The organism is Janthinobacterium sp. BCJ23 (assembly GCF_059617945.1).
This window is the reverse complement of sequence record NZ_JCAQAW010000010.1, coordinates 198564-211162: the sequence shown is the minus strand read 5'-3', so window position 1 is coordinate 211162 and position 12599 is coordinate 198564. Positions and strand designations below refer to the sequence as shown.

Annotated in this window: 12 protein-coding genes; 3 read left to right on the top strand and 9 right to left on the bottom strand. The window is 62.2% G+C overall.

Annotated features, from left to right (window positions below; translation table 11 throughout):
• Nucleotides 1-5: 5 nt before the first annotated feature.
• The 4 genes from AC54AG_RS25305 to AC54AG_RS25290 all read right to left on the bottom strand — a co-directional run bounded on the left by AC54AG_RS25305 (nt 6) and on the right by AC54AG_RS25290 (nt 3263).
• Nucleotides 6-827: a substrate-binding periplasmic protein gene (locus AC54AG_RS25305; protein WP_331778709.1), complete on the bottom strand. Its 822-nt coding sequence runs from the start codon at nt 825-827 to the stop codon at nt 6-8.
• Between the two features lie 100 nt (nt 828-927).
• Nucleotides 928-2349, bottom strand: coding sequence for a TCR/Tet family MFS transporter (locus AC54AG_RS25300; protein ID WP_496632047.1), 1422 nt, complete (start codon nt 2347-2349; stop codon nt 928-930).
• Nucleotides 2331-2981 (bottom strand): HD domain-containing protein, encoded by a 651-nt coding sequence (locus AC54AG_RS25295; protein WP_070303118.1) that lies wholly within the window; start codon nt 2979-2981, stop codon nt 2331-2333. The genes AC54AG_RS25300 and AC54AG_RS25295 overlap by 19 nt, the downstream gene beginning before the upstream one ends.
• 3 nt (nt 2982-2984) lie before the next feature.
• Nucleotides 2985-3263: a hypothetical protein gene (locus AC54AG_RS25290; RefSeq protein ID WP_139143373.1), complete on the bottom strand. Its 279-nt coding sequence runs from the start codon at nt 3261-3263 to the stop codon at nt 2985-2987.
• A gap of 48 nt (nt 3264-3311) precedes the next feature.
• On the opposite strand from AC54AG_RS25290, the gene AC54AG_RS25285 reads away from it, so the two are divergent.
• The 3 genes from AC54AG_RS25285 (at nt 3312) to AC54AG_RS25275 (ending at nt 7368) form a co-directional block, all read left to right on the top strand.
• On the top strand, nt 3312-3803 hold the full coding sequence (locus tag AC54AG_RS25285; protein WP_034752308.1) for a chemotaxis protein CheW: 492 nt from the start codon (nt 3312-3314) through the stop codon (nt 3801-3803).
• Nucleotides 3804-4041: 238 nt separating this feature from the next.
• Complete coding sequence (locus tag AC54AG_RS25280; protein ID WP_338682048.1) at nt 4042-5649, top strand: methyl-accepting chemotaxis protein; 1608 nt, start codon at nt 4042-4044, stop codon at nt 5647-5649.
• A gap of 81 nt (nt 5650-5730) precedes the next feature.
• Complete coding sequence (locus tag AC54AG_RS25275; RefSeq protein WP_496632043.1) at nt 5731-7368, top strand: methyl-accepting chemotaxis protein; 1638 nt, start codon at nt 5731-5733, stop codon at nt 7366-7368.
• On the opposite strand, the gene AC54AG_RS25270 is transcribed toward AC54AG_RS25275, so the two are convergent.
• The 5 genes from AC54AG_RS25270 to AC54AG_RS25250 form a co-directional block, all read right to left on the bottom strand.
• Nucleotides 7365-7877, bottom strand: coding sequence for a ribonuclease HI family protein (locus tag AC54AG_RS25270; protein WP_496632041.1), 513 nt, complete (start codon nt 7875-7877; stop codon nt 7365-7367). The genes AC54AG_RS25275 and AC54AG_RS25270 overlap by 4 nt on opposite strands.
• On the bottom strand, nt 7874-8215 hold the full coding sequence (locus AC54AG_RS25265; RefSeq protein ID WP_496632039.1) for a hypothetical protein: 342 nt from the start codon (nt 8213-8215) through the stop codon (nt 7874-7876). Before AC54AG_RS25265 ends, AC54AG_RS25270 begins: the two co-directional genes overlap by 4 nt.
• 36 nt (nt 8216-8251) lie before the next feature.
• Nucleotides 8252-10936 carry a magnesium-translocating P-type ATPase gene (gene mgtA / locus AC54AG_RS25260; RefSeq protein ID WP_496632037.1) on the bottom strand — a complete coding sequence of 895 codons (2685 nt, stop codon included), beginning with the start codon at nt 10934-10936 and terminating at the stop codon, nt 8252-8254.
• Between the two features lie 379 nt (nt 10937-11315).
• Nucleotides 11316-11984, bottom strand: a complete 669-nt coding sequence (locus AC54AG_RS25255) for an Asp/Glu/hydantoin racemase (protein ID WP_496632035.1) — start codon at nt 11982-11984, stop codon at nt 11316-11318.
• Nucleotides 11981-12598 carry a TetR/AcrR family transcriptional regulator gene (locus AC54AG_RS25250; protein ID WP_496632032.1) on the bottom strand — a complete coding sequence of 206 codons (618 nt, stop codon included), beginning with the start codon at nt 12596-12598 and terminating at the stop codon, nt 11981-11983. Before AC54AG_RS25250 ends, AC54AG_RS25255 begins: the two co-directional genes overlap by 4 nt.
• Nucleotide 12599 lies beyond the last annotated feature (1 nt).

Here is a 12599-nt window from a genome sequence, read left to right as displayed (position 1 = left end):
GGGCCTTAGCGGGGGCGTATGCTCTGCGACAACAATTCCTGGCGGTGGTGGCGCTGGAAACCTTCCATCAGGACGCCCGAGCGGCCCGCCTTTTCCAGCAATTCGCGCAAGGTGGCCTGATCTTCCGTCGTCAGCGACTTGCGCGACAGGTAGGCGCCGCTCATGCCCCACGGCAATTCCGGCAGCGCTTCCAGGCGCAATCGGTCGGCCAGGCCATACACGCGCGCATCGTTTTGCGCCACGCCGGCGAGGATGGTGGGGGCCATGATGGTGGCATCGATGAAGCCGCTTTGCATCAGACGTGCCACGGAGAGCGCGTCGACTTCGTAGAACAGGCGTCCCTGGCTGCTCAATTCCTTGGCCAGTGCCTGGTACGGTGCGCCGTAGTCGTAGCCGCGCACGAGCGCCACGCGCAATTCGCGCCGGTCGATCAGTTCCTGCATGGTGTTGATGGGTGCGCGCGTGCCCTGCAGCGAGATCAGCAGCGGACGGCTGCCCATCAGCGGGATGAACAGGCCATGCTGGTCGCGCCGCGGCGTGCTGCTGGCCGGGATCAGCAAGTCGGCCTTGCCCGCTTCGAACATCGCTTCCAGGCGCGCGCGGGGCACGGCCGTGAAGACAAAGTTGCAGCCGAGCTTGGCGCCCATGCTGCGCAGCAAGTCGGGATAGATGCCGCTGATCGTGGCGCCACTGACGACCACGCTGGCGCCGATCGCCGAGACGGGCACCTGGATGTCGCGCGAGCATTGCGCGCCCGCCAGGGACGGCAGCGCCAGCGCCAGCATGGCCATGGTTCGGCGCCAGGCGCTGGAATAAAAGTCAGTCATACCCATCCTTGCTTGCCATCGAATGCCGGGCGTCGGTAACGCCCCGCTGATTATCCCATTCTCGCCTATTTATTTCTCAAATACAATATTATCCCCGCGGCTACTTTGTGGTGGAAACCGCAAGTCTGGCCAGGCGCTGCGCCTTGAAGTAGCGCCAGGCCACCAAGATGCCCAGGGTTTGCATGATGGCGCACAGATAGAAGGTGCTGCCGATGCGCCAGTCCTGCGGCGGCAAATGGCTCACTTCACCGAGGATTATGCTGCCCAGCAAAGGCATGAGGATGATGCCCAGGCTGCTGATCGATTGCAGGGAGCCCATCAGTTCTCCCTGTTCGCTGGCGTTCGATGATTTCGAGATGATGCCTTGCAGGGCCGGGCCGGCGGCAAAGGCCAGTAGGTTGCACAGGATCAGCGCATACATCATCCAGCCTTGCGTGGCCAGTCCGTACAGCAGGTAGGTGAGGGCGCCCGACGCCATGCCCAGCAGGGATAAGCGTACTTCGCCAAAGCGTTTGATGAGTATGCCCAGCAAGCCCGCCTGCACGACGGCCGCGCACAGGCCCACGCAGAACAGGGCGATGCCATTCTGGCGCGGCGTCCAGTCGAAGCGGAAGTGCGTGTACAGCACCCACGTGGTGTTGAGCATCATTTGCGCAAACGTCATCAGGCCGAAGGCGAGCACCAGGCCGCGGATTTCCACGCGGCGCACCAGTTTCAGCAGCGCGGCGAACGGGTTGATGCGGGCCAGGGTGAACGGTGCGCGCGGGCCCGGCTGCAGCGATTCGGGCACACAGAAATAGCCGTAGATGAAATTGGCCGCCGACAGGCCAGCCGCCACGTAAAACGGCAGGCGCAGATCGATTTCGCCCAGCAGGCCTCCCAGCATGGGCCCGCAAATGAAGCCCAGGCCGAAGGCGGCGCCGATCTTGCCGAAGCTCTTGGCCCGGTTGTCGGGCGTGGAAACGTCGGAGGCATAGGCGGACGCGACCGACATGCTGGCCGACGAGACGCCGCCGATGACCCTGCCGATGAACAGGCAGGCCAGGTTCGGCGCCCAGCCCGTGGCGAGAAAGTTGATGCCCATGCCGGCCATCGAGTACAGCAGCACGGGACGGCGTCCCACGCGGTCGCTGATGGCGCCCAGCATGGGCATGAAGATGAACTGCAGCAAGCCGAAGAGGGCCGCCATGATGCCGTACCAGAATGCTTGGGCATCCTTGCCGTCGACAAAATTGCCGATCAGGATGGGAAGCACGGGCACCACGAGGCCGATGCCCAGCATGTCGATGAAGACGCAGACGAGGATGAAATTGAGGTTGCCGGCGCGCGCGGGCGCGGCGGGCGATGACGGGGAATGGCTGTCGGGGCTGGTTTGATCGGACATGCATGCTTTCTGCGCGTTGGTATTGCGCCGGCGTCTTGCAGTTTTCTGCTGACGCGCGGCGCGATAGCTGAGGCTTGCATTATAGATAGCATGCGTGCTGCTGGCTATCGCCACCAGGCTTATGTGCTCATTCCCCATTCGTCAGCGAAGGCGGCGCGGAAATCCGTCAGCACGGCCAGCCGCTGTTCGGCCAGCGCGCGGCCCGCCGCCGTCTGCATCTTGCCGGGCAATTTGTCGAGCTTGGTGACGATATGGTCGAGCGCGTAGGCCTTGTCGTCGAGCGGGCGATGCGCGGCCAGCGGATCCGTGCCGTGCGCGAGCGCGCTATCCATGCGCGCGGCCGTATAGAACAGGCGCGCCAGTCCCACGGCGCCCAGCGCGTCGATGCGGTCGGCGTCCTGCACGATCTGCGCTTCGATCGTGTGCGGCGGCAGGTTGGCGGAAAAACTGTGCGTCTCGATGGCGTGGGCCACGCCGGCCAATTTTTCTGCCGGGAACTCCAGTTCCGCCAACTGGCGGCAAGCCAGCGTTGCCGCCTGGCGCGAGGCCAGATGGCGCTCGGGATGGTTTTTCGGCAAGTTGACCAGGTCGTGCAGGTAGCACGCTGCCATCACGGTGAGGGCGTCGGCCTGCGCATATTCTTCCAGCAGGACGCTGGCATTGCGCCAGACACGGTGCAGATGGTTGATGTCGTGGGCGCTGTCATCGCCCAGGCCGGCCGTGGCCAGCGCCAGCAGACGTGGTTGCCATTGGGAAAGCAAAGAATGCATGGTTCAAAGTCGTAAAAAAGCAGGGGCCGCCAGTGTGGCATAAAACGCCGCCGCGTGGGGCGGGGCGCCCGGCACTTCGGCGTGCCGTATTTGCCACATAAATTGTATTTTTGAAAAGCACTGGTCAGACGAATGCTCTTTTTTAGTGCATGTAAAATTTACATGGGGTAACATTGCCGCACGGAAATTAGAAGCATAAGCTAATTGCGAGAAAGTATTTGCAAAAACATACAAGTGACAGCCATTCCATCGTGCTTGGCGCGTCACATCCAGGGCTTGCATGCAGCGCGCCCTGGCCTGCGCCCCAGGCGAGTTAACGAAAGGATTATCATGAACACCAATTCCAGCGATACTGGCGCAACCGTTGCCAAGGCTGCCGAATACCTGGCCTTTACCCTGGGCCAGGAAGAATATGGCATCGACATCCAGAAAGTCAGCGAAATCCGCAGCTACGAAACGCCGACCCGCATTGCCAACGCCCCCGAGTTCGTCAAGGGCGTGGTCAACTTGCGCGGCATCATCGTGCCGATCGTCGACATGCGCATCAAGTTCAACCTGGGCACGCCCAGCTATGACCAGTTCACCGTCGTCATCATCCTCAACATCGGCAACCGCGTCGTCGGCATGGTCGTCGACCGCGTTTCCGACGTCACCACCCTGATGCCCGAGCAGATCAAGCCGGCGCCGGACATGGGCCGTTCGATCAACACGGAATACGTAATCGGCCTGGGCACCATCGACGAGCGCATGCTGATCCTGGTCGATATCGACCAGCTGATGTCTAGCGCCGACATGGGCTTGATCGAAAAATTGGCCGCTTGATTTTTCCCCGCCGGTCATTTTGACTGGGTTTGTCGGAAACAATTGACTCTCGACATTGCTTGGTTTTTCTGCAAGGCGCACGCTAGCGCCTTTCCTGGCGCACGGTTCAGCCGAACCGTGCGCCAGTTTCACTTTGGTTTCACTTTTCATGCCCGCCTTGATAGCGCAGCCACGCAGCGCGTCAATGGATGCCATCAGCCGTTCGGCGCGCTGCATCAGGGCTTTTTAGGATAGTCACATGAATGTATTACGCAACGTCAGCATCGGCGTCCGCCTCGGACTCGGTTTTGCCGTGATCTTGCTGTTTTCCATGCTTATTACCGGCATCAGCGTCTGGCGCCTGCACGACGTGGCCAGTTCCACGCGCGTCATGATGGAGCAGCCGCTGGCCAAGGAGCGCTATATTTCCGACTGGTATGGCCGCATCGACAGCGCCGTGCGCCGTACCATCGCCATTGCCCGCAGCAGCGATACCTCGCTCAGCGGCTATTTCGCCGAAGAATCGAAAGTGTCGTCGTCCAGCTCGGCTGAACTGCAAAAGAAAATCGAGGCGCTGATCGACAAGCCGGAAGAAAAAGCCATGTTCGCGGGCTTGCTGGAACAGCGCAAGGTGTATATCGGTTCGCGCGACCAGGTCTACAAGCTGAAGGGCGAAGCGCAGGTCGATGCCGCCAACGAGGTGTTTGAAAAGACCTTCGTGCCGGCCGCCGCCAAGTACCAGAAGATGGTGCTGGACTTGCTGGAACACCAGCGCGCCAGCATCGACACGACGGCGCGCGAGATCGACGCCGTCGCCACTACCAGCCGCAACCTGCTGCTGGTGCTGGCCGTGCTGGCGCTGGGCTTTGGCGTCGTCTGCGCCTGGCTGTTGACGATGGGCATCGTGCGTCCCTTGCGCACGGCCGTGGAGATTGCCCGCAAGGTGGCCGATGGCGACTTGACGGCGCAGATCGACGCCAGCGCCAACGATGAAACGGGGCAATTGCTGCAAGCGCTGAAGGACATGAACACGAGCCTGCTCAACATCGTCGGCGAAGTGCGCAGCGGTACGGACAGCATCGCGACCTCGTCGACACAGATTGCCGCCGGTAACCAGGACCTGTCTTCCCGCACGGAAGAGCAGGCCGGTTCGCTGGAAGAAACAGCGTCGTCGATGGAAGAATTGACGTCGACCGTGAAACAGAATGCGGACAATGCGCGCCAGGCGAACCAGCTGGCGGCATCGGCGGCGCAAGTGGCTGTCAAGGGCGGTGAAGTCGTGGCGCAAGTGGTGGGCACGATGGAATCGATCAACGCTTCGTCTAACAAGATCGTCGACATTATCAGTGTCATCGATGGTATCGCCTTCCAGACGAATATCCTGGCCCTGAATGCGGCCGTGGAAGCGGCGCGCGCCGGCGAGCAGGGCCGCGGCTTTGCCGTCGTGGCGTCCGAAGTGCGCAACCTGGCCCAGCGTTCAGCTTCTGCCGCGAAAGAGATCAAGACCCTGATCGGCGCATCCGTGGAGCAAGTCAACGCGGGCAGCATGCTGGTGGCACAAGCCGGTTCGACCATGACCGATATCGTCGACAGCGTGCAGCGCGTGAGCGACATCATCACGGAAATCACGGCAGCGAGCAGCGAGCAAAGCGTGGGCATCGACGAGATCAACCGCGCCATCGGCCAGATGGATGCCGTCACGCAGCAAAATGCGGCGCTGGTGGAAGAGTCGGCCGCCGCCGCCGAATCGATGCAGCACCAGGCGCATAACCTGGCGCAAGTCGTCAGCGTCTTTAAATTGAATGGCCAGCAGACGCTGAAACGCCCGGCAACTTCGCAAACCGCCTTGCGCATCGGCACACGCTGATGGCGCCGCGGCTGCCTCGTGCAGCCGCTTTCTGCTGTTCCCCTTTTATATAGTCTGGTTCCGCTTTTTTAGGATATTCACATGAATTTGTTAAGAAACGTCAGTATTGGTGTGCGCCTCGGCCTGGGTTTTGCCGTGATCTTGCTGTTTTCCATGCTCATCACGGGCATCAGCGTGTGGCGCTTGCATGACGTGGCCACGGCCACGCGTTCCATGATGGAATTGCCGCTGACGAAGGAACGCTATATTTCCGACTGGTACGCGAAAATCGACAGCGGCGTGCGCCGTACCACGGCCATCGCGCGCAGCAGCGATACGACCTTGGGCGCATATTTTGCGGAAGAGGCCAAGCAATCGTCGGTGGTCTCGGGCGAATTGCAAAAGAAAATCGAAGCCTTGATTTCCAGCCCGGAAGAAAAGGAACTGTTCCGCCTCGTGAGCGAACAGCGCAAGGTCTACCTCGATTCGCGCGCGCAAGTATCGAAGCTGAAGGCGGATGGACAGGAAGCGGAAGCGGAGCAAGCGTTCCAGGGCATCTTCGTGCCCGGTTCGACGAAGTACCTGAAAGTGGTCAACGACATGCTGCAGCACCAGCGTGCCAGCATCGATAAAACCGCGCGCGAGATCGACGAGGTCGCCAAGACGAGCCGCAACTTGCTGCTGACTCTGGCCGTGCTGGCGCTGGGCTTTGGCGTCGTGTGCGCCTGGCTGTTGACGATGGGCATCGTGCGTCCCCTGCGCACGGCCGTGGAGATTGCCCGCAAGGTGGCCGATGGCGACTTGACGGCGCAGATCGACGCCAGCGCCAAGGATGAAACGGGGCAATTGCTGCAAGCGTTGAAGGATATGAACACGAGCTTGCTGAACATCGTCAGCGAAGTGCGTACGGGCACGGACAGCATCGCTACCTCGTCGACGGAAATCGCCGCCGGCAACCAGGACCTGTCTTCCCGCACGGAAGAGCAGGCCGGTTCGCTGGAAGAGACTGCGTCGTCGATGGAAGAGCTGACAAGCACCGTGAAACAGAATGCGGACAATGCGCGCCAGGCGAACCAGTTGGCGTCATCGGCCGCACAAGTGGCCGTCAAGGGCGGCGAAGTCGTGGCGCAGGTGGTGGGCACGATGGAATCGATCAATGCCTCGTCGAACAAGATCGTCGACATTATCAGTGTGATCGATGGCATCGCTTTCCAGACGAATATCCTGGCGCTGAACGCGGCCGTGGAAGCGGCACGCGCCGGCGAGCAGGGCCGGGGCTTTGCCGTCGTGGCGTCCGAAGTGCGCAACCTGGCCCAGCGTTCGGCCAGCGCCGCGAAAGAAATCAAGACCCTGATCGGTGCCTCTGTGGAGCAAGTCAATGCGGGCAGCATGCTGGTGGCGCAAGCCGGTTCGACCATGAACGATATCGTTGACAGCGTGCAGCGCGTGAGCGACATCATCACGGAAATCACGGCAGCGAGCAGCGAGCAAAGCGTGGGCATCGACGAGATCAACCGGGCCATCGGCCAGATGGATGCCGTCACGCAGCAAAATGCGGCGCTGGTGGAAGAATCGGCGGCAGCCGCCGAATCGATGCAGCATCAGGCGCATAACTTGGCGCAAGTCGTCAGCGTATTCAAACTGAATGGGCAGCAGGCCAGTGTCAGCGGTTTGAAGGGTGCCAAGCGCCCGGTGGCGAAAGAGCAGAAGGATGCGTTGCGGATCGGTCGCGCTGCTTAATCTTTCTCGACCCAGCCGGTAATCGCCAGCTGCGACAGCCGGTCCGCCTCGCCATTCCTGTGGCGCGGCAGCCAGCGCAAGCTGACCTCATTGAATTGTTCCAGCAGGGCCACTACGGTGGCCCTTTGCGTTTCCAGTCCCTTGGCGCCGACCGGCGTCGTTCCCAGCACGTCGTTGATCACCACCTGGCTGTCGCCGAACAGCAGCAACTGCACGGGCGGCGGGCGCACCTTGAGTGCCGCTTGCAGCACGGCCGTCAGGGCCGCGTATTCCGCGTCGCTGCTGCTGCCATACCCGGCCGACTCGCTCACTTCGATGCGTTCGCCGTTCGGCCCCAGGAGCAGTGCGCCTATGCCCAGTTTGCCCGGATTCGGGTGGGCGGAACCGTCGAACCAGCCGCGCCAGGCCAGCGGGCCGCCGTGGTCCTGGCGGCTGAGCGCCAGCTGCGCGCGGCGCGCCTGCATCTTGGCTTCCTTGCGTGCTTTGCGCGCGACCGCTTCTTCCGTCATGGCTTGATCAGGAGGGTGTCGATGAGGCTGGCTACCCAGCACGCCACCAGGACGCCCACGGCCACTGTCATGGCCGGGCCGTCATTGGCGGACAGCGCATCGACCTTTTCCACGATCAGCTGCACGTCGAGAGGCAGGGCGCCGCTGTCGATCTGTGCCATTACCTGGTCCAAACGTGCCATGATCTGGCGTAATACGAGCACGAGCGCGACCAGGGCCGGCACGAGGAAGAGGCAGCCGCGCGCCTTGCGTTTCAATACAAAATGCCCGCTGCCGGGAAACACGAGACCCGACAGCAGCAGGGCGAGATTACGTTTGGAAAGGTGGGAGCCGCTCATGCGTGCCTTTGTGAGAAGAAAGAGCGGCTCATCATACTATTGCCAGCCGAATTTGCGCAGATACACGCGCTTCATGAACGTTGTCAGCACCGTGTAGCAGACGAGGATGCCCAGCAGCCATGGGAAATATCCGAGCGGCAAGGCTTGCAGCTTGAAGTAGGTCGCCAGCGGACCCATCGGCAGGAAGACGCCCACGGCCATGATGGCGGTGGTGGCCACCAGCAGGGGCACGGATGCGATGCTGTCGATGAACGGCAGCTTGGGCGTGCGGATCAGGTGCACGATCAAGGTTTGCGTCAGCAGCCCCACGACGAACCAGCCGGACTGGAACAGTGTCTGCTGCTCGGGCGTATTGGCGCCGAACACATGCCACATCAGGATAAACGTGCTGATGTCGAAGATCGAGCTGATGGGTCCGAAGAACACCATGAAGCGGCCGATGTCGCGCGGATTCCAGCTCAACGGCTGCTGGATCAGTTCGGCATCGACATTGTCGAACGGGATGGCGATCTGCGACACGTCGTACAGCAGGTTTTGCACCAGCAAGTGCAGCGGCAGCATCGGCAAAAACGGCAAAAAGGCGCTGGCCACCAGTACGGAAAACACATTGCCGAAGTTCGAGCTGGCCGTCATGCGGATGTATTTGAGCATGTTGCTGAAGGTGCGCCGGCCTTCCAGCACGCCTTCTTCCAGCACCATCAGGCTCTTTTCCAGCAGGATGATGTCGGCCGCTTCCTTGGCGATATCGACGGCCGAATCGACGGAAATGCCGATGTCGGCCGCGCGCAGGGCGGGCGCGTCGTTGATGCCGTCGCCCATGAAGCCGACGATATGGCCATTGCCGCGCAGCGCGCGCACGAGGCGCTCCTTGTGCAGCGGGCTGAGCTTGGCAAACACGGTGTTGTCCTCTGCCGCCTGCGCCAGGGTGGCGTCGTCCATGTCATCGAGCTGCTGGCCTTGCAGCACGCCATGCACGGCCAGGCCCACTTCGCGGCAGATCTTCGCCGTCACGAGGTGGTTGTCGCCCGTCAAGACTTTCACGGTCACGCCGTGTTCGGCCAGCGCGCGCAGGGCGGGTGCCGTCGATTCCTTCGGCGGATCGAGGAAGGCCACGTAGCCGATCAGGGTCAGCGCCGTTTCATCGGCCACGCCATACACGGTTTTATGCGGCGGCACTTCCTTGACTGCCACTGCCACTACGCGCAAGCCTTCCGCATTGAGGCCATGCGTGGTTTCCAGCACCTTATCCAGCAGGGCAGGATCGAGCGGAATGTTCACGCCACCGAGGCGCAAATGGCTGCAGGCGGCGAGAATTTCCTCGACGGCGCCCTTGCAGATCAGCTCATGATGATCATTTTTTTCGGAAACGACGACGGACATGCGGCGGCGCACGAAATCGAACGGGATTTCATCGACCTTCACATAATCGCGGGCCAGCTGCATTTCCGTCTGCAATTCCACATGGTCGAGCACGGCGCGGTCCAGCAGATTTTTCAGGCCGGTCTGGTAGTGGCTGTTCAGATAGGCAAATTGCAGCACTTCATCGGACGGTTGGCCGAACACGTCCGTGTGACGCTCAAGCACGATCTTGTCTTGCGTCAAGGTACCCGTCTTGTCGGTGCACAGCACGTCCATGGCGCCGAAGTTCTGGATCGCATCGAGGCGCTTGACGACGACTTTCTTTTTCGACAGTTTCACGGCGCCCTTGGCCAGGGTACTGGTGACGATCATGGGCAGCATTTCCGGCGTCAGGCCGACGGCCACCGACAGCGCGAACAGAAACGCTTCCATCCAGTCGCCCTTGGTCCAGCCATTGATGAGGAACACGAGCGGCGCCATCACGAGGGCGAAGCGGATCAAGAGCCAGCTGACGCTGTTCACGCCCGCCTCGAACGCCGTCGGCGTGCGCTCGGTGGCCGTCACTCTCGTGGCGATGGTGCCAAAATACGTGCGGTTGCCCGTGGCCAGGACCAGCGCCGTGGCGGCGCCCGAAATTACGTTCGTGCCCATGAACAGCAAATTGGCCAGTTCCATCGGGTCTTTGCCATGGGCGTCGGCCAGCTCGGCCATCTTTTCCACCGGCAAGGATTCACCGGTCATGGCGGCCTGGCTGACGAACAGGTCTTTCGCGGACAGCAGACGGCAATCGGCGGGGATCATGTCGCCGGCCGACAGCACGATGATGTCGCCCTGCACCAGCTGGCGGATCGGCAGCTCGATCTGCTGGCCATTGCGCAGCACGGTGGCCGTATTGCTGACCATGGCTTTCAGGCGCTCGGCGGCGCGGTTCGAGCGGCCTTCCTGCACGAAACGCAGCAGGGTCGACAAAATCACCATGGTGCCGATGACGATGGTCGCCTTCGGATCTTCTGTCAGGTAGGACACGATGGCCAGCACGGTGAGCAGCAGGTTGAACGGATTCTTGTAGCACAGCCACAGATGCTGGTACCAGGCCAGCGGCTTTTCATGCTCGACCTCGTTCGGGCCCGTTTGCGCGCCGATGACTTGCGCCTCGGCATCGCGCAAGCCTTCGATGCGCGTGTGCAGGCGGTTCAGCGCGCTGTCGAGCTCTTCATGGGCGGCGGCCAGCAGCTGGCGCGCCAGATGGTCGGGCACGGGGCGGGCCGTGCTGTTTTCCAGCGGCATGGCGCGGCGGCGGAAATGGCCGGACGTATGGCGTTTGCGCAGGAACGATTCGAATAAGCGGGTGAAGAGGTTCATGGCTCTTCCTTTCACGGCGAGGTGTTGACGGGCGGCGCAGCCGCAGGCAAGACTTGCGTGCCGCCAAGGCAACATGACGAATCATGACGCTGGCGGGCAATCCGGGTCAGTAGCCGGTCGCGATCGGAAAGAGGGAGGAGGCGCGCAGCCGGACTGGCCGCGCGAGACACCGCACCTTGCTCAGCAAGGCACGGAGGAAAGAGAGTTCCGCGTTGCTTGCTGTTTAGCTGCCGAGGCAATCACCGATACAAGATCGGCTACTGTCACTAGAACAAGTACCCACGTGGGACTCCGTAAATGAATAATGAGGGCATCTTATGGATGGGCTGCCAGGGTGTCAACTGAAGAAATCTTAGGTTTCCAAAGTGTAATGTTGACGTCAAGGTGCCTGCAATTGTGCGAGCGCCCGCGCGACACCGAGCGATGGACTCGACATTACCGGCACGCCCAGCTCCTGCAGTGCCTGCGCTGCCGGCGCCATCGACGCCTGTGCCAGCACGATCACATCGGTTGCCGGTGCGGTTGGCAGTGTGGCTGTTATGCAGCCGGCGATGGCGCCGATGTACGTTGCGTGATCACCTGCCTGGAAGTGCGTCCACGCGCCTTCGGCCAGCAGCGACTGCAACTGGATAGGCCTGTCCAGCGCGGCAGCCGATTCCTGCAACAGGCGCGTGGTGGGCGCCAGCGTGCTGGCCAGGGCCGCCACGACCAGGATGCACGGGCCTGCCAGCACGGCGGCATCGGCCATGGCGCGGTCGATGCGCATGGCGGTGTAGCGTCCGTCGGTCGGCGTGCGTTCGGCGGCGGCTCCGATGGTGGAGCAGGTGCAGACCACGACGGCCGCCCCGCTGGCAGCGGCAGTCGCCATGGCGGCGTGGATGCGCTGTTCCAGCGCGGCCTCGTCGGCGCCGGCTTGCTGCGCCGCCGCCAGCAAGGCTTCATCCACATGGTGTTCGGCGAGCATGCCTGGCGCCTGGGTGTCGAGAAGGCGCGCGAAGCTGGCCACATGCACGGGAGACGTGTGCAGGAAGGAAATGAATGATGTCATGGGGAAGGCGAAGCCGTTTGCGCCATCGCCAGCGAATCGGACAGGATGTGCCACAGGGCCGCATGCCTCTGCTGCAGCGCGGCGCCGCCTGCGTAGATCAGCTCGACGTGCAGGCTGTCGACGATGCCCAGGTAGGCTTGCGCATACAGGTCGACGCGCTGCGGCGCCAGGGCAGGCGCCATGCGGCCCAGGCTGGCCACGTAATGCCGCTGCAATTGCGCGAGCAAGGCTTCATAGCCCGTGCCGACTTCGATGCGCAAGGGCGCGGGCGGTAAATATGCCGTGCGCAGCAAAAAGCGCAGATGGGCCGAGTCGGCGTAGCGCTGCGCCATGCGGTCGCAATACAGGGCGCCGGCCTGCAGGCCGCCGGGCGCCGTCAGCGCCGCTTCGTCGGCGAAGCAGCTATCCATGAACGCTTGCTCTTCGGCCAGCGCGTCGGCAAACACGTCCAGAAACAGGGCGTCCTTGCCGGCGAAGTGCGAATACAGCGAAGCCTTGCGCATGCCCGCCTGTTCGGCAATGTCGCTGAGCGACGAGGCGTCGTAGCCGTGTTCGGAAAAATGCACGACGGCGACGGCGCAGATGTTATCGGCCGAGGCCGAGCGTTTCTTCATA